This window comes from Bacillus sp. JH7 (assembly GCF_001563515.1).
Taxonomy (GTDB): Bacteria; Bacillota; Bacilli; order Bacillales; family Bacillaceae_G; genus Bacillus_A; species Bacillus_A cereus.
The window spans coordinates 142,369-160,572 of record NZ_LPUS01000030.1 but is presented as its reverse complement, the minus strand read 5'-3'; the positions used below and the strand labels follow the sequence as shown (position 1 = coordinate 160,572).

The following is an 18,204-nucleotide window of genomic DNA, read 5'->3' as shown; positions in this document are numbered from 1 at the left end:
TATTTCTAGTAAAAAAACTACACTTTTCAGTATAGTTTTTACCTCTTTTTATACATATTGATTATTTTCAACGGAAATAGATTTGTCCCATTCCATCTTTATTAGCCCAAATTGGTGCTTTCACACTATCAATCCCTATCATTTTAAAAATAAAGAAGTGATGTTCAGCTATTATCTTAAAATTTAATGGCTGATTATGATCTACGCGCCCTTTAGTATATTCATATTTCCATCCATCCATATTCTGCTCTTTCATTTTCTTCTCTATATCAGGAATTAGATTTACGTTTTTCCCTTCATATGTGTACTGAAAACCACCTGTTTGTTCTGCTAACTCTACTGTACTAGAAGCAAAATCATGTGCCTTTACTAACTGCATTCCATACAGTACACCTTCTGGTATAAGGGTTATCAATAATAAAGAAAGCGTTAGAAAAAGCGCTGTTGTTACTGTATTTTGCATTTCTTACACACCTACTTTTTCTTATTTATTTCACGTTTCCTCCAGCTTTCTTGTTGTCAGAATCTGCTTCATAAATAAATATGTGTTTTGCGTTACTCTTAATGTTACCTTTTTTTTCATCAAATTGTTTCGTATAACTAGCAGCTTCCGCTTCTCCTTCAACCGCAATCATTGCAGGTTGCTCTTGTACAGCATGTACAGAAAACTCTCGTTTTGATGCAGGATCCTTAAATGTTGCATTTTGTTTATAAGACTTTTCAAATTCTTTCTTTGCGATACCTGGTTCAATAGCAATTTCTTCTTGTGCTCGTAAAACACCTACTTTTACGGCTTTATCCATTGCTGTACTTCCAGCGCGATCTGATGCAGACTTATTATCTGTGTGTGTTGTATCTCCAATAATCATATCTGTCATTAAGAATAAACAACCAACAAATAATAATATTGAAGCGGCCCCTATAATAAATTTTTGCATCTTTCTTCACCCCTCCTTAATTTTCAGACTTCCGAAATCGAAATCCACTTAAAATGGAACTTTTCTTTTGATTCAACAATTGGTTTGGCAGCAATAACTCTGCTATTTCCTTCATTATTCCTTCAAGCTCTTTATAATAGTTCCGACTAGATAGTAACGTACTACTTTTTAATTGAGATTCAAATACATCCTCTATCTCATATGGTGCTAAAGCAGTTAATACCTTATCGCCAAAACATTCTTCTACTACTTCATGCTTTAAAAGTGCAGGAGAAAACTTATTCCCAATAATTCTCGTTTTCTCTAAAACTAAGTAAGAAACAAGCTTTCTCTCCTTTTGTGTAAGAGGATGCGCTATCTTTAACAATTGATGCAGATCTGGTTCTGCTACAAAGAAAATAAAATCTGCCATTTCACATATTTCATGGTATAAATCTTTATCCCAATCGTACCCCGCATCAATAATAGATATAGGCGCTTCTTGGTTAGCCAATAATACCTTAATAAAATGGTCAAAGTCCTGCTCTGTTTCGTTTTTCAGCTCTTGGTCCACTATAGGATTCTTTACGATATAATTTATTCTTCCTTGCTTCCATTTTGGAATTGATAATATATCAGATTCCTTCTGTAGCATCTCTTTATATCGCTGCAACATAAATTCACTACGATAGTTTTCTGGTGCTTCTGTATATCCCTTTAATAAAGGATACGTATACCCATCATCATATAGACTCTCTATATAGTTCACATCAATCTGTAGTTCATTTAAGTAAGCAGCTAAAAGATGTGAAACAAAAGTTGCACCACTTCTTTTGTTCATACTGGCCACAACAATTGTTCTTCTCGGAATAGCAATACCAATTTGTTTTTCATATACCGGCTCAAAAGCCAGTTTATATTGTTTTTTTATAATAGGTGCTTTTGGCGTCTCATTTGGAACAGACTTACGCTTTTGCTTGTTTTTAAATAGTTTGTTGGAATTAGAGGTAGCTTCATTTTTGCCACCTTCCTCTAATTCACTTGATACTTCCTCTTCTTCCTCATCAACAGGAACTTCGGGCAACTTTGTTTGTTGTGGTGCCTGACTTGCTCCTACAATTTCCGCTACATTTTTAATATCCGACTCCTGTAGCAGCTGCGGGATAACTTTGTTATCAATATCAATTTTACGAGAGTTAAAAATGTCATAGATACCCAGATAAATCAGTTTCGCCAAAAACTCATCATCATTTTCACGCTCTGTAAATACCACAATACGAATATCTCGATTAAAACGAATATCTCTTAATTTCTGTAAGATAATCAATTCACGTTTCTCTTCATGTCCTGCATCAATATTTAATCGTTTGTCATTAATACATAGAATATCGGGCTGTTCTGTATCTAGAATTTCATCTAGATACTTGATATGCATCACATCACTATCAGCTACTTCAAATCCCGCACCAATAAAATCCTCACGTAAATATGCCGTATATACAGTATCGCTAATAGCTAAAACGATTTTTTTCACCATAGTTAACCTCCTACAAAATCTAACGTTGGATTAAAATCATGTTTTCAATTGGAATTTGTGCTTGAAGATGAACCTTCCCGATAATCTCATTCAGAATATACTCAATTTCAACTTGATCCATTGTACGTGGAGCTCCAAAATCAGAATTTAGTTTTACTCGTATTTCTAATCGATCTTGTATCTCATGTAAAGGTGTACCAAGATAAAGAATGCTGTAGTATAAAACACCATCTTCAATATTTTTTTGAATCATATCCTTTGTTTGATGAATAAATGTAACCTCAGCAAGCTCAACAAAAGGATTATCGATTGTTACTTTGCTATTCCAATTTAAATTCCAAATCTCGCAATGTTCTTCCGCATGTACAACAACTCCATTAACAGAAGGCGTAATAGCGAAAAGACGATCCACAGGAACTTCGGTTAACGAGGTACTATTACCTTTCTTTAATTCAAGTCCTTTCTCCAATCGCTCATGTTCAAAAGCATATTCAGCACCAGTGAATGCAACTTCGCAAAATACTTGTTCTAACAATGGACGAATCCCCTCATATGTTCGTATAGCAAACACACTAAATTCCTGTGTTTCATCTGTACGAATGATTTCGTACAATTCATATTCAGATGCATTTGCTAGGGCAAAAGGAATATCTTTTATAAAATTCGGATCAGTATATAGGTTCTCAGGAATTTGTGTTTCAGGATGATTTATAAACTCAAGGCATAATTGATATCCTTTTAAAAATGCATTCTTAACAGCTGCAGGGAATAGAGTTTCAAAACGTTTCACATTATTTTTAAACGTTTTTTCTTCAATTTCGTTATTAAATTCTCTTTCCTGTAAGATATTTGCCTTATTCCCTAGTAATAAAAAGTAGTGATTAATAATACGACTAATATCCTCTTCAAATGCTGCATTGTCCTCACAATACTTTGTAAATCGTTCTTTACTCATGTTCCCAATTTCGTTCATAGCTTCAAATTCTCCCTTTTTATTGTTATTTATACAAAAAAAAGACACACCGATGGCAGGTTATGTGCCTTCGGTGTGTCCGTTTAGCTAGAAATTAAATCTATTAATTTGTATATTTCTCTTAGTTAATTGTTGTTCACGTATAAGAATACCTCTATGAATTTTAAAAGTCAATAGATTAATTACCTCCTTGTTAACTTATATTTATTCCTTCTTTCTATTTTTCTATGTATTTAATCTAAAAAATACAAGTAATTAAATATAAATAATCACAAGTATTTTATATAAAACCAACAAGAAATATATATAACTAAACTCAATTATTAATTATAAAGAGATTCAGCAAACACCTCTAAAGCCTTGTATTACATACGTTGCTGGATATTAAGCTAAATTCACTATCGTAATATCCCCATTACATACAAGTTCTACATCATAGAAACCACAAATTAAGAAGTTAAATAACATATTACTCAGAATTCACAAGTTTTGAATAATATTACTAAGATAACCACAAGTATTGAATCGAATTATAAACATACCGAATCGTAACCAAACATAACGTAAATTGATTATATGCTTCCGGAAAAATGCTAATAGGTATATTTTCCTAAATAAAAAAGCATGTCTTCAAATTAAAGAACATGCCAAATAACCCTTGCTTTTAAGTGATTTTTTAACAAGGGCTGCCGTATATTTTTTAAAAAAATTAAATAAATTCCGGATAAACACCATTTTTCTTATGATAATTTATCATTGCATCGTGTCTTTCCCCTGGAGACAAGTTTTCTTCCTTAAAACTTCTCCAGGACTCTCTAAACTGTATACGCATAAATGCTGGAATAGAGAATATTTCTTGTTCTTTCAAACAACTTTCAACTTGATCTAATGCATAAGTCATTGCGTAAATTAATAATTCACTTTGTTTTTGTTTCGTCGGTAAATAGATTGCGATATCAACAATTTCTTGTCTAAATGCAGTCATTATATTTTCTTTATCTTTTTTACGTAACGCCTGTCCCATGTGTTTCAAACGAGACACCGCTTCTTTTCTGCACTTCGCTACTGGTCTATGTAATTCTTTTTTATCATTCTCAATTACGCAGTTTGAAGAAAATACAACGTTGAACTTCTCAATGATAATTTGTTTTACCTGTTTTCTTACACTTTTAATTCTTGCTTCATTAGATTTCTTCTCTTTAGAATCAATTGCAGTAAATTGCACAATGGGGTTAATAATTTCTATGTATTGTCTCACTTTCTTTGCATTACGATTTAATCTCTCTTTTAAGAAAGCCATCTTTCTTGTAATCTGAAACTCCTCAATTTTATGTTTATAATGTTCCATACCCACTTTTCTTGAAAAAGTATTGATTAAATCTAAAAGGAATATAATCCCTCTATTATCACGAGCCTTTACTAGACTACTCATTATCGTTGTTTGAATTAGGTGAAATGGAATACGGAAATACGATAGCGATATACCTCTCAAGTTTGCAGTTTCTGCAATAGTGTGGTTATACAACGCATAATCTACAATTTCATATACAGTACGATTTCCAACAGGTGTTTCTTTTACGAGTCTACGCTCCAAACAAACTTGAAACCCTGTATAAATCGTTGTGTAGGGAATCCCACTTTTCTTGGCAAGATCCATTATTTGAAATTCATGTGGTAGCATTCCTATATCATTGCATTCAAATTGAAGCAAGATGTAAGTAGCTAAAGCTGAAGATGGTAACTCTTTTCTTTCATTTTCTAGTTTTACGATGTTTAATAGTCCATCAAAAAATTTAACCCCATGAATATTAAGACTTTGTTCAGAAAAAATTAAGTGTGTATTCATAGTTTCCTTTTACTCCTCTCCAAAAAATAAAAAAGACACACCATTGGCAGGTTATGTGCCTTCGGTGTGTCCGTTTAGCAAGAATTTTAATTTCATTTATTCATATATAACCCTTTAGTAATTAATATTCATGTACAAGATTATCTTTATAAAAATTAAATGTCAATATCTCTTCACGTTTAAATTTCATAAAATTATCCCATAATTATTCTAAATAACAATTGGATTTGCACCATCGATAACTTTTATAATTAATAATATGCATTTAAGTTCTTCTCTCTTTCATTTAGATAACCCCTAGGATAACCGGAATTTTCAAAAACATAATATGTCTAGAAAGTTACTTACAGAAGATCCAGAGTTTTCACATGAAAATCTTACAATCATTATATACATTCGAATTCACATAACATTAATATATAATTCTCCATATTAATGTTATGTGAACAGCAAAAGTGCGTTTTATAAAATCGACTCACATTAATATATCAACTGACATTAACATGTAGTTAAAAACTTAACAGAAAATATCAATGTCATATCAATATTTTCTAAGCAGCAAGTACATACATTCACTCAATATCATTAACATCCTATTAAAAAATATAGATTCGCTTGAGAACCAGTAACTTGAAACTACAACGAATGAATTACTAAAAAAATATAAAACTTCTAATAAAATACAAAGTTCCATCTATAAAATAAACTTCTTAAAACATAACGTTAATATTTAATCCTTTCGGTTGATATGAAATTGACAATAGATATGATGGACTTGAAAAATATCAATCTTATGTTGACGATAACATTATAAGTCTTCTTAATGGCATCGTCTAATAGCTGGTAGATACATCAATTTCATACCCTTTATTCACACACACACAATATGCTAGGATACATATTATGAAACAAACAACAAATATAGCGGGACTAAACTGACACTTAGTTAACAAGACATCGATACCTGAATAAATTCATTTTCTTATTATGCTTTCTATGTCAATGTCGCATTTCATGTTAATGTCGGTGTTAAGTCAGAATTACCTCTAAACAGGAAGATGTTACTATAATATAGGGCATGTTGTTTGAAATTAGATAAACGATGTCTTTAGGTTGTTTAAAAAACAGCAGTATTACCGTAACCATATAAACGCATCTCAAGTATTCTATGCAGCATGGAGTGAGTATTGAATTTCATAGTTTATTTATGTGTTGATGGCGATCATATACTCTAAATATATTTGAGCTCATAACATACTACTAATTTAGCGTTATTATTACCTTTATTTCTAGCAATTATACACTATAATTTAAATTTCCTAGCTTAAGTCTACTTTTTTCCACACTATCAATGATTATCTCCTTATAACTTGTTTACAAATCAGCTATATTTCCTTATCATTAGTATTAAGTAACGTATTTTGTTAATCTCATAGCAACTATCATTGATCTCACTAATGTAAAAGGGCGAGGTTTTCATTGATAGCACATTACCATTTATATACTTGAAGTTAATAATAACACCAGCAAACCTAGCATATTCCGTATTTATAGTTAATGTTCTGTTAACAAAAACTTTCTCACATGTTAATTTCAGATTTCATGTGAGTCACTAGATGTGCAGGGGTTTATATGAATATCGCCGCATTACTGCCTAACATGTTAATTTCAGTTTACATGTTAATTTCAGTTTGGGTGTTCATGCATTGATTTTTTAAGGAGGTAGTTACAATGATTGATCAAAAAAACGAATCACAAGACCATCAAATTACTGATGATGATATATTAGATGATAATGTTTTTGAAAAAGCATGGCGAATAACTGAATTCTCTAAACTAGTTGGACGTCATCATAATACCGTTTATAATTGGTTCAACATTCTAGAGGAAAAGGGACTTCACGAAACGTTAAGAACCCAAAATACCAATGAAAAACTCTATAATACATTAGATCTTGAAATCGCTCTATTTATTAAGCTAAAAAGAGATGAGAAATGGTCTTTAGATGCAATTATTGACCTTTTACCACACCAATTTGATTTAAGACCTGTATCACCAGAGAATCAATCAAATGAGGTATCTACTGAATTAAACCTTCAGGCTACTGCAGAAATCATTGAAAAAATGGTATCTAAACAGTTAGAAGAGAGAATAAAACATATTGAGTCTCGTTATGAAGAGAGAGTGGAGAGTATACTTAAACAATTGCCACAACCAGAGGATGAAGAAACCCTAAAATTGCGTCAACGTCAAGATAGACTTGATAATTTTATCATTGAGCACAGAGCACGACAAGAATTAAGAAAACAAGCAGAAAATCTGTGGAATAGTAAACCTGAAGAAGAACGTACTAGAAAAGCTGGTTGGTTTAAAAAAGAGGAAGATTTGAGTAAAAAGCAATTCTTCATTGAGCAGTACATACAGGATAATATTATTGATTATATAAAATCTCTTATGAATGCTGTAGAATAATAAAAAAGTCTGGATGTTTATCCAGACTTTTTTATTATTTTGTAGTACCAAACATCTTATCTGGATCTAGAAAATCTGCTAATTCATCATCTTCATTTATCCCAGAATTTTCATCTTCTTCATCATTACCCATGTCAATAAAATCTCCAAACGCAAACCCTAAATCTTCATCTTCATCTATACTCTCTATTGTACTAATTTGGGACTTTGTATATTGAATTTGACTTTGTCTTTCCTTAAACTCATTAAATTCTTCTACTAATCCTTTAGATAACCTTGATGGTAACGCATCAGTTTTATAGAACGTATACACGCTTCCTAAGAAATCATTTTTGCTTATTAAATATCCATTAAATACGGTACCATTTATAGGTAGATTATTTGAAACTTCTACTTTAGCATCATCCATAAAGGAATCATCAATGTTTTTTTGCTCATCTAATATAGCCAACATACCAAAATGATGTACTTTTGATGCTTCAACAGAACCATCATTATTTTTTTTCATTAAATCAATTGGATGGTGGAATGAACTTCCTCTTAATGACTCCTGGAACATATCTATAATTGCATGGCTATTTTCTATTTGGTTCATATTACGTGAAACTTTATTAATTACTAAGCAGCCCGTTTTTTCAAGCAAAATACGTTTAAAGTCTTGAGAGTCAAGTATTACAGATGTACCAGAACCATTAGCAGCAGTGTTTAACTCATGAATAATCTCACTAATCCGTTGATTTGCATAGTCTCTTGAATTAGCAATACCTTTTTTCTCATTTTCATTTAATTCCTTAAATTCATCATAAAAGTGCTGGTTATCAGCAAATACTACAAATGCTACACCTTTAGATTTGTCATTTGCTAGTTTCCAAATCTCTTGTGAAAATTTATTTACTTGTCGCAGTACATCTGGTCCATCAGCTCGGACAGGAAGTGTCACCACAATTCCCATTTTAATAAAATCTTTACGCTCAACAGCATTTTCAAAGGCTATTCTTGCAAATTTTGCTTGATTTGCTTTAATTTCAGCCATTGGATATTGTTGTGCAACCTTTTGTAACTCTTTCCTAATTATCGGCTTGTTATGAAATGCCGAAAATTCTTCAATAGCCTTAATTATTGTAGAAGTTCCTGTTCCTCCACCTAATCCAGCAAAAAATAGAACAAGTTCATCCGATGGTCTTACACGTTCAGTGATAAAGTCTTTTAATCTTTCTTTTGCTTCCTCATTTGAATCTAGAACTTTAACCGCGCGCTCGGGGTTTTTACCTAATCCACCTAATTTAAGTGAAACCTGATTGCTTTTTGGTACATTTTTTAATTCAGCTAGATCTCCGTCATTACTATTTAGTGCTAAGCAGTTATATACTGCTGTCCCATCTGTATGCTTATACTCCGCAAATTTGTCTACCATTCTAGTACCAGCTTGACCAAAACCAACCATCGTCATTTTAACTGCCACTTCATTCTTCAAGAAGTTTTTTGCCATTATTTTATCTCTCCTTATTCACTTTTTTTTCTTTTCCCTAACTCTATAAGTACTTGTTGTCCTCTATAAGTTAAGATTAAAAATTTATATGGATGCATAGTCTTTTCATAAATTAAAGACATTGATGATAATGTACTTACACTTATTTCAGCTGAACGTCTTGATATATTTGTACGTTCAACCTCTAATGAATAAGATTTCCCTTTTGTTTTCTTTACTCGCCTGTCTATAACTACATTTTCCACTATTTCATTAATGGATATGCCCCTCATGTATTTTGTCTCTTGAAATTGTTTATTTACTATGTTTCCTATGTATAGAAATACACTATATAGTATCTCGTCTTGTTCAAGAATATCAGCAAACATGTTTACTACTTCATCTGTAAACTTAATTGTTTGATATTTTTCACTTAATATTTCGTTCAAGTTGTCCCCCCCTAAAACATTGGTTAATTATTCCTAGAAACATAGTACATCATTATACACCGTATATCAAGTCATTCTATATAAAACTTATATAGAAAGTGTATATATAAGTTTTATATATTATCTAATAGAAACAATCTATATTTTCCATAGGTTCTTATATGCGACGTATACATAAGGTGTACACATGATATGTCAATTTGACACTTCATGTAATTTACATTTTCGTAATGATGTTTTTATCATCATGATTACATGAAATAAAAACATAAAAAAAGATTTTATTTCATCATCAAGAAACTTGTATATTATCTAATTGTAATCTTATACACCTTATATATATAACTTATGTGTACATCGTATATGTAACACTACATGTTTCAACAACTATTACCTCCTTAACTGTAAATTTCATATAAACAAAATACAATAAAGTGTATATATAAAGCTTATATGCAAGTTTTATATATACACTTTATATAAGAATGGTGAAAAATTCCTGCATTTTAATAATTTGCACTACAATCATGTATTTATGTTGATTAAAGCTTCCATTTTCTTTTACACAGTTCACTTCTTGTTAAATCAGAGATTGTTAATGTTATGTTAATTGTGTTACTAATCCGCCTAAATATATGTGTAATGAAAAAGGGCGGTCTATATACAAACCTAATTTCTTATCAATTTCAGTAACTTTTAAAAGTTTATTAAGACCGATTGTTAATTTCATATCCACTAAATCACTAGGTTATTTAGTTAAAAACTTTACTTCGATTTTTCTAACATTCTTACTCTATCAATTTCATATAAACAAAAAACGTTCCCTCAGGATTGTTACATAGGGTTACAATTTAGTGAATGAGAATTCTATGGAACTCAGATTAATATACAAAACCTATGAATGTACTTGAAATATTCCGTCGATAAGGTAGAAATAACATTGACTTTCCTCTAACCAAATCGCCGTTTCGAAACGAGAGAGGATAACTAAAAAATTAGATTTTCAAGATAAGCCAGTATTAAAAATAAACATCCAATCAAATAATAAATAAAGAAAATCACCCTTGATTCCTAAAATCCTTTTATAAGTTTTGAATAATTTTAATCCATCAAAATTTAATATCCTAATCGGCTTCGTGTTAGGACGGCATAGCATCACTTTATTATTAATTTTTTTCTGAATAATTGTTAGTTACCTAGTAGTACTTCGCCCTAACAATCAGGGGAATCTAGTAAACCCCACGAGGCTAATGATTTACTATAGATTTTTAAAGATCATTACCACCCCAACTTTGGGGTACAAGAGTAGGTATCTCTAGAAAAGAAATTCTCAAATTCACTTTTTCTTATTTTACAATCAATATTTAGATGTAATAGTATATAAAATACTACTGATTTTGTTTAAATTTAATTAGAAATAAGAGGTGTATATAGTGCCGCAGAAAGTGTATAAATATAAAAGGTCAGGTACCCAGAAATATTTTCATCTAAAAGAAGCAGACATATTTGTTTTTACAGTTTTATATTACAAAAGAGCTCTTACAACAAGACAAATCACAACGTTATATAGTGCATTTGAGAGAAGAGAGTGTTCAGAAGCTAGCATATTCACAAAGTTAGATCGATACTCACAATACGGAGCTATCCTAACTAAAAAGATTGATAGAAGAGAGGATAGTATAACAAAACGAGCTTCATTCTCTTTAAAAGAAAAAACTATTGAATTCTTACAAAAAATAGGAAAGCTTCCACCAAACGTTTCTAAAAAAAGATATTCACGTGTAATTACACTTCATACTTTATGTGCACGTGAGGTTTTTGTACGTACTCTACTAGCTATTACTAAAAATACATTTAGTAATGAAATATTAAATGAGTTAGATATCCGTTCTTATTACCTAAAGAACAACATGACAATTCAAGAGACTCAGTTACCTTTGATTCCTGATGAACACATTTCATATCATAATAAAAATATTTATATTGAGATGGATATGTGTAAAGAAACTAATGCTACCTTAGTTGGAAAAGTAGGGAAGTACGTAGAGTACGCGCAAAAAACTGATGAGAATGTAACGGTTGTTTTTGTTTTTTATGACAAATCTATGTTTCTTGCAGAAGATGCAGAACCACCATACGTACGTATGAAAAATCTCTTATTTTCTATGCGAGAATATCATGAACATTTAATGAATCTACCAAACCTAAATATGCACATCTGCTCTTTGAAAGAAGCTGGAGATGTTATTTCAGATATTCTTCTAGGAATAGATGATAATCAAAACTTTGAACAAGATATTCTCTTACCTTTATCTCAACGTACAGTAGGAGATGCCGATTGGCGCTATGCATTTGTTGAAACAGTTCAAACGTTTAAAGAGAAAATAGATGGTGGTCTTAGACGAACTTATAAGAGAGATAAAGATGCAATGCAAGATTTCTTCTTTATTTTTGGGAATGAAAATGATTACCGAATGATTGCTAGATTAGACGATATTGTGTTTTCAAGAAGAGAAGGAGATGAAGGGGTGCCACTTGTTGTGATTTATCCAAAGCGCAAAAAGGCTAGAGATATACTTTTAATGGACACTTATGACAACCTATTACTGCTATCCCTCCAAAATGAAGATGTTACTATCGAGGCGGATGAAAAGATCATGGCTCGTACTGCAAATAACATACATCCGAAAAGACGCAAGCTTGTTGAATTATACTAATCGTTAATTTTTTATATACTTTTATACAATTTTATTGATTTTCATTATTTAAGGTGATAGAATTACGTTTGAACTAAACACAAAAAACTACAATCAAATCAGAACATATGAAATTAAGGCAAGCGACACACGCTGTTTTTACAGTGGGTGTCGCTTGCCTTTTTTTATATGGAGAAAGGTGGAAAATCAAAATGGATTTACAATATGCAACTACTACTACTGGGGGAGTGCTCTCTGCTAGAGAAGCATTTAAAAACCCGGAACTAGTCCTTAATCATATTACAGAAGAGGGGGCAACGTTTAGTGTGTCTCTACAAGATATCCAAATTCCAGGGAAACCAAATTTCTATTGGTACGATGTCATAATTGAAACGGCAACGGATAAAAAGATTGAGGTAAATATCGCGGTACTTTCTCAAGAAGAATACAATCAACTCTGTGAAAGAGAGAGTATTGATTTATATTTAAAACAAACTGAAGATGCAGCAAAATTCTTTCTCGAAAAATCAAAGGAACTATTCCAACCAGAATTCAATAATCGATTCCAGTTTAAACATAAAGCTCAACTATATCTGTAAGAAGTAGGTGAGCCTATATGGAGACATTTAAACAACGATTACCGTTATTTACTACAATCGGCTTAATTAGCGGATTTATTCTTTCATTTGGATTCGGTTTAGTAAACTACATCAAGTTACTCTACTATGCATTTGAACCACCGTCTTATCCTATAGAAATTACATATGTACCGCTTATTTTAATGTTCTTTTCTTTACTGTTAGGAGAATTTAGCTTTAGGTTTTACAGCCGTATTCCAGCTTTACATGTGAATAATGGGAAATTAATAATCCTGGTTGCTTCTCACTTTGCGGTTGATATTCAATTTTTATGGTTTGCAACTGCTCCGATCCATGCAAAGGTTATTCCTTATCTAACGGATAAATCAAAGCATCTTAATTTTGGTGAGTATGAAGCCTTAGGTCATGTCTTAACAGGCAATTTTCACACACTCACTATGATTTTGGTATTTTTACCAACAGTATTTATGATTTTGTTTACACTTTGGTATAGTGGGCATATTGTTCGTTACCGAGAAGAAATATTAAAGTGGGTACAAAAATACGAATATAAAAATCACAAATTACAAAAATGGTTTAATAGCCAAGAAGAACAAATATATCCTGATGTAGAAATTGGACCGCATATTGAACATAAAGAAATGGTCCGAATTAAAGGGAAAGATAGAACGTTAAATGGTATCATTATTGGGCCAATTGGTTCTGGTAAAACATCAAGTTTAATTATTCCTATGATAAATCAAGATTTACACTGGATGGTGCGCTTCATAAATAAGTTTGAAACTGCTTATAAAAAGAATGATTATGATACAGAAGAAGTAAAAGGAACATTTTTAAATGGTGTCACTGTTATTGAACCCAGTAATGATTTATGTCAAAAAGTATTTAAATTGGTACAAGCACATAAGATCCCAGCAAGCTCGGTTTATTACATTGATCCAACTAATCCTGATACCAAAAATATAAACATTCTGCGGGGACCAGTTGATAAAGTAGCAGAGGTTTTCGCAATGGTTATTCAAGGTTTGTCTGAATCTAACAATGCATTCTTTGAACAAGCTCAACGTAACCACCTTAAACAACATATCTATTTATTAAAGCTTCACAACCCGCAAAAAGATGTCACCTTCGACGATTTGATTGAGATGTATGACGATGTAGAACGTGTTCACCGTATGCATAAACTATTAAAAGTACAGGTCGAAAAGTTATATGATTTTGTTCAAAGTGGTGCTGCTTCACGTGACCAAAAAAATGAATATAAAATTATAAAAGGTATTGATGAATGGTTTGATAATACCATTCGTGAAAAAATGGATTTTCAAGGTGAACCAGCGGTTTATAAATCAGGGAAATACCGCGGACAACCAATGCATTATGACAGAGAAGAAGAATACGTAAAGGGTTTACGCAACATATTAAAAGATTTAGCTTCAAACGTTTTAATACGACGTGTTTTATTTGGAAAATCTGATTTTGATTTCGATGTCCATTTAGAGCAGGGTGGCATTCTACTTGTTAATACTGCAAAAGGGGAATTAGCAGACCTTTCTAACGTATTAGGAAAATTTGTATTGCTGAGTATGCAGAATGCGGTATTCCGTAGAGAACCAAACGTCTCACCTTACCATCACATAATTGTCGATGAGTTCCCGGATTATGTTGTGCGGCCGTTTAAAGAATTCCCTGCACAATCTCGTAAATATAAAGTAATTTTAACAATCGCTAGTCAAACGCTATCGCAATTAGCTCTCGACTTCACAGAACAATACATGTTTACTTTATTAGGTTCATTCCGTAACAAAATGATATTTGGAGATGTAACACCATATGATGCAAAAATTTTCTCTGACATGTTTGGTGAGAAAGAGGAATTTAAAGAGGCGGAATCCGAACAGGGCATTTCTCCTATGCAAGAGAATCCTGTTAGTCGATTAGGATCAACCTACCAGAAAACAAAAGAAGTTGTTATGTCGCCAGGAGATATCATGGCACAAGGTGCATTCATTTGTGCTGCTCGTATCGTACAAGATAATCATGTGCAACCTGTCCAACAAATTACAAGTAACTTTGTACCTAAACAAGAATTTGCTCAAGCTATTACACAGGTAGATGAAGATATGGGCCGATATTGGGAAAATGAACGTCTTCGTCTTATTAATGAATCTATTGCAAAAGCAAATCCTATGAAGCATGTAGACGCAGAGAACATGAAGAAAATACAACCTTTGTCATCTATGCAAGAGATTGCGATGGAACAAGATAGCTCTATAGACACAAATGAAGAGCAACAACACATTGTATCATTGGAAGATTATAAGGAAAACAAGTCTCAAAATGAAACTCTATCTAATGACCCTGCAGCTATGGATCAGCAGGGAGATGTTAATAGTGAAGCTGAAAATAAATTGTATGAAGATATTAAAGAATTTATTATCGAATCACAACAAGTCTCGCCATCTCTTCTGCAAAGAAAATTCAAGATTAGCTATATGAAATCTATACAATATATTGAGAAGTTAGAACAAAATCTAGTTGTAAGTTCTTACACAGGGGATGGTCCTCGTAAAGTATTAATTTCAAATAATAGTAGTACATCAGAAGAAACAAGTGTTATTACTACTCATTCATCTGACAATACTATTTCACCGGAAGTAGCAATTCCAATTGAAGGCGAAGGAATCGAACAAGAGGAAACTAGCTCCTTTAAGGATATTCTATACGACGATGTTTTAAGTTTTGTGAAGGGATCGGGAAGTATCTCTATATCTGTACTACAAGACACGTTTAAAATTAGTTATACACGTGCATCGAGATTAATAGAAGCCCTACAACGAAATGGTGAACTGCCTGTAATAGCAGAAGAAACACATGTAGAAAGTATAAGCTCTGAAATAAAAGAACCGGTCGTGAAAGAAGATATTAAAGAAACCATAGATATAGAATTACCTCCTATGGAAGAATGCTATGAAATTAACATGGAGGTAGCAGAACTAAACAAAGAATTATCTATTACTATGTTAGAGCAAGATTGGAATAAAGATTCCATTATTCATTCCGTGATTCCTGATGAGACCGAAACACTGTTTGAAGAATTCCCATCTGATGGACCTGCCGTTACAATGATAGGAACTGCAGAAACAAATAAAGAATCTACTTCAATTCCTGTTACAATAACAGAGCCAGAAGAAACACATGTAGAAATTAACGCGGTTCCATTTGAAGAAATGCTTAATCATACCGAAGAAAACAAGCTAGATGAAGATGTAGCAAAAGTTTACGAATCTATTAGTATTACGGTTCAAGAAAACTTAGAAAAAAATAGAGAAGATCATTCGAAAAATGATGAGAAGCAACCAGAATATAAACCTATGAGTTACAAAGAACGCCAAGAGCACTTAAAATCTCAGCAAAAAAATAAGAATAACACTTCGCAGTCGCTACTTAATAAAATTGAGAAACCTAAGCAAAAAACATCGAACGTAATGAGTAAGGAATTGAATAATTTCTTTGATTAATAGTTTGTAAACCTCAAATTAAATCTAGTATTGGTATAGTCAGCATTTCAGAAAAACCGCGCTAAGCCAAAAATAAAATAAGCTGCCCCTATAAGCAGCTTATTTTATTTTTGTTATAGGAAGTAAAAGCAAACTTTTTCTATCCAAAAGAGGCTTGTTTTTTAAGCAGTTTCTTAATTCGGATCAGTAATTGTACCTAAAAATAAAGGGGAAATCGCATGATAAAACATTTTTACATCTTAAAATCCCTTTATTATAAAGATATTTGGTAGTCTTTAATTAGCCTTTAACTTAACCTCAAATTTAAGGGAGATGTATAAATGAACATCGGTAAACAGATACAATACTTTCGTAAACGGGATAACATGTCCCAAGAAAAGTTAGCAGAAAAAATTCATGTTTCCAGACAATCTATTTCTAACTGGGAAAATGAAAGGAACTATCCAGATATTCAGAATGTACTAATGATGAGTATTCTCTTTAATGTCTCCCTGGATGATTTAGTTAAAGGAGATGTAAAGATCATGAAAGAAGAACTTCAAAAATCAACTTTTTTTAAGTGGAGTTACATCATGTTAGCATTAATGATTTTACTTCCTATTTCTATTGCACCTGTATTTTACTTCTTTGGTTATTATGGTCTTATAATACCTGTGGTACTTACGATTTTGTTTATGTTTTCATTACAACAAGTTGAAAACATAAAAAAAGAGCATAATTTAAAAACTTATCGTCAAATAGTTGATTTTATAGAGGGAAAACCTGTAAGTGAAGTAAAGCCTAATATAAAAGACAAATTATTAAAAATAGGTTTGATGCTTACAAGTGCTTTAATTAGTTATAGTTTAATTTATTTAGGATTGAGTGTATTTGGAAGATAACTTAGAAAACTATTAAAAGTCCTCCGGATTGTTTAACTGGAGGACTTTTGTGTTTACATAATTTTCGAAAACGGAAGTTAAAAGTATTGGTTTGAAACAAAGATATAAAGTTTCAATTCCTTTTTATTTCGCTCTTTATGTGATATATTTATAACATAAAGAGCGAAATATATCACAAAGGAGAATTTATATGAAAAATAAACTAGCTTACTTAGGATTTATTGGATTTCTAGGGTTTTTAGGTCCTCTTTCATTTTTAGGTGAAACTTCATTTACATATTACTTTTTCGCTTTCTTTTCTTTCTTTTTATATGCAAAAGTTATACCAGATGAACTTTTTATTCTACATGTTCGCATTGCTGCCACAAAAGCATTTTTTGTATCATTAGTATCAGGTGTTTTATTAATCTTAAGTATTGTTATTTTTGCAGATATACATGTAATTCGATTATTCGTTGCACTTGCAGTTGGAATACCATTAGTTACTTTTGTAATTAATTTAGAAATATTTGAACGTAGAGAAAAGAAAGGGATGCAGGATGACGTTGATTACTCGGATGAAAGAATATAGGGTAAAGTTAAATATGTCCCAAGGAGATTTAGCTAATAAGGTTGGAGTTAGAAGAGAAACAATTGGTAATCTCGAAAACGGAAAATATAACCCTTCATTAAAATTGGCTTACGATATTGCAAAAGTTTTAAAAGCACCGATTGAAGTGTTATTTTGGTTTGAAGACTAGTTTAATTCTAGTATAAGTGAATACAAGAGAAAAAATGATGAATGTTCTATTCATGCTCGGTTAACATAATGCATCATTATCGGTAGCAAGGAAACAGGAGAATCCTTA

14 protein-coding genes are annotated in these 18,204 nt (G+C 31.7%); 7 read left to right on the top strand and 7 right to left on the bottom strand.

What is annotated here, in order from left to right:
- Nucleotides 1-67 precede the first annotated feature (67 nt).
- The 5 genes from AU379_RS24300 to AU379_RS24280 all read right to left on the bottom strand — a co-directional run bounded on the left by AU379_RS24300 (nt 68) and on the right by AU379_RS24280 (nt 5,273).
- Nucleotides 68-463 (bottom strand): DUF4320 family protein, encoded by a 396-nt coding sequence (locus tag AU379_RS24300; protein ID WP_061139885.1) that lies wholly within the window; start codon nt 461-463, stop codon nt 68-70.
- Nucleotides 464-488: 25 nt separating this feature from the next.
- Entirely contained in the window at nt 489-938 is a 450-nt protein-coding gene (locus AU379_RS24295) for a hypothetical protein (RefSeq protein ID WP_061139884.1), read from the bottom strand.
- A gap of 16 nt (nt 939-954) precedes the next feature.
- Complete coding sequence (locus AU379_RS24290; protein WP_061139883.1) at nt 955-2,454, bottom strand: hypothetical protein; 1,500 nt, start codon at nt 2,452-2,454, stop codon at nt 955-957.
- A gap of 19 nt (nt 2,455-2,473) precedes the next feature.
- Entirely contained in the window at nt 2,474-3,427 is a 954-nt protein-coding gene (locus tag AU379_RS24285; protein ID WP_061139882.1) for a hypothetical protein, read from the bottom strand.
- Between the two features lie 709 nt (nt 3,428-4,136).
- A complete protein-coding gene (locus AU379_RS24280; protein WP_061139881.1) occupies nt 4,137-5,273 on the bottom strand; it encodes a hypothetical protein in 1,137 nt (378 codons plus the stop codon).
- Between the two features lie 1,731 nt (nt 5,274-7,004).
- Between AU379_RS24280 and AU379_RS24275 the strand changes: the two genes are divergently transcribed.
- Nucleotides 7,005-7,745, top strand: coding sequence for a hypothetical protein (locus AU379_RS24275; protein WP_061139880.1), 741 nt, complete (start codon nt 7,005-7,007; stop codon nt 7,743-7,745).
- Between the two features lie 34 nt (nt 7,746-7,779).
- Here the strand turns inward: AU379_RS24275 and AU379_RS24270 are convergent, their stop codons facing one another.
- Both AU379_RS24270 and AU379_RS24265 read right to left on the bottom strand, forming a co-directional pair.
- On the bottom strand, nt 7,780-9,234 hold the full coding sequence (locus tag AU379_RS24270; protein WP_061139879.1) for a cell division protein FtsZ: 1,455 nt from the start codon (nt 9,232-9,234) through the stop codon (nt 7,780-7,782).
- Between the two features lie 14 nt (nt 9,235-9,248).
- Nucleotides 9,249-9,662 carry a hypothetical protein gene (locus tag AU379_RS24265; protein ID WP_061139878.1) on the bottom strand — a complete coding sequence of 138 codons (414 nt, stop codon included), beginning with the start codon at nt 9,660-9,662 and terminating at the stop codon, nt 9,249-9,251.
- A gap of 1,433 nt (nt 9,663-11,095) precedes the next feature.
- On the opposite strand from AU379_RS24265, the gene AU379_RS24260 reads away from it, so the two are divergent.
- The 6 genes from AU379_RS24260 to AU379_RS24235 all read left to right on the top strand — a co-directional run bounded on the left by AU379_RS24260 (nt 11,096) and on the right by AU379_RS24235 (nt 18,096).
- Nucleotides 11,096-12,379 carry a replication-relaxation family protein gene (locus tag AU379_RS24260; protein WP_061139877.1) on the top strand — a complete coding sequence of 428 codons (1,284 nt, stop codon included), beginning with the start codon at nt 11,096-11,098 and terminating at the stop codon, nt 12,377-12,379.
- A 191-nt stretch (nt 12,380-12,570) separates the two neighbouring features.
- Nucleotides 12,571-12,957, top strand: a complete 387-nt coding sequence (locus tag AU379_RS24255) for a hypothetical protein (RefSeq protein ID WP_000365750.1) — start codon at nt 12,571-12,573, stop codon at nt 12,955-12,957.
- A 17-nt stretch (nt 12,958-12,974) separates the two neighbouring features.
- Nucleotides 12,975-16,475 carry a DNA translocase FtsK gene (locus AU379_RS24250; protein WP_061139876.1) on the top strand — a complete coding sequence of 1,167 codons (3,501 nt, stop codon included), beginning with the start codon at nt 12,975-12,977 and terminating at the stop codon, nt 16,473-16,475.
- Nucleotides 16,476-16,795: 320 nt separating this feature from the next.
- Nucleotides 16,796-17,356 carry a helix-turn-helix transcriptional regulator gene (locus AU379_RS24245; RefSeq protein WP_061139875.1) on the top strand — a complete coding sequence of 187 codons (561 nt, stop codon included), beginning with the start codon at nt 16,796-16,798 and terminating at the stop codon, nt 17,354-17,356.
- A gap of 190 nt (nt 17,357-17,546) precedes the next feature.
- Nucleotides 17,547-17,927 carry a DUF3796 domain-containing protein gene (locus tag AU379_RS24240; RefSeq protein ID WP_000791543.1) on the top strand — a complete coding sequence of 127 codons (381 nt, stop codon included), beginning with the start codon at nt 17,547-17,549 and terminating at the stop codon, nt 17,925-17,927.
- Nucleotides 17,896-18,096 (top strand): helix-turn-helix transcriptional regulator, encoded by a 201-nt coding sequence (locus tag AU379_RS24235; protein ID WP_000172689.1) that lies wholly within the window; start codon nt 17,896-17,898, stop codon nt 18,094-18,096. Before AU379_RS24240 ends, AU379_RS24235 begins: the two co-directional genes overlap by 32 nt.
- Nucleotides 18,097-18,204: the final 108 nt, after the last annotated feature.

Excerpts from the sequence above, each read along its gene's own strand:
- AU379_RS24300 (WP_061139885.1), bottom strand. The coding sequence starts at position 463 with ATGCAAAATACAGTAACAACAGCGCTTTTTCTAACGCTTTCTTTATTA.
- AU379_RS24295 (WP_061139884.1), bottom strand. The coding sequence starts at position 938 with ATGCAAAAATTTATTATAGGGGCCGCTTCAATATTATTATTTGTTGGT.
- AU379_RS24290 (WP_061139883.1), bottom strand. The coding sequence starts at position 2,454 with ATGGTGAAAAAAATCGTTTTAGCTATTAGCGATACTGTATATACGGCA.
- AU379_RS24285 (WP_061139882.1), bottom strand. The coding sequence starts at position 3,427 with ATGAACGAAATTGGGAACATGAGTAAAGAACGATTTACAAAGTATTGT.
- AU379_RS24280 (WP_061139881.1), bottom strand. The coding sequence starts at position 5,273 with ATGAATACACACTTAATTTTTTCTGAACAAAGTCTTAATATTCATGGG.
- AU379_RS24275 (WP_061139880.1), top strand. The coding sequence starts at position 7,005 with ATGATTGATCAAAAAAACGAATCACAAGACCATCAAATTACTGATGAT.
- AU379_RS24270 (WP_061139879.1), bottom strand. The coding sequence starts at position 9,234 with ATGGCAAAAAACTTCTTGAAGAATGAAGTGGCAGTTAAAATGACGATG.
- AU379_RS24255 (WP_000365750.1), top strand. The coding sequence starts at position 12,571 with ATGGATTTACAATATGCAACTACTACTACTGGGGGAGTGCTCTCTGCT.
- AU379_RS24250 (WP_061139876.1), top strand. The coding sequence starts at position 12,975 with ATGGAGACATTTAAACAACGATTACCGTTATTTACTACAATCGGCTTA.
- AU379_RS24245 (WP_061139875.1), top strand. The coding sequence starts at position 16,796 with ATGAACATCGGTAAACAGATACAATACTTTCGTAAACGGGATAACATG.
- AU379_RS24240 (WP_000791543.1), top strand. The coding sequence starts at position 17,547 with ATGAAAAATAAACTAGCTTACTTAGGATTTATTGGATTTCTAGGGTTT.
- AU379_RS24235 (WP_000172689.1), top strand. The coding sequence starts at position 17,896 with ATGACGTTGATTACTCGGATGAAAGAATATAGGGTAAAGTTAAATATG.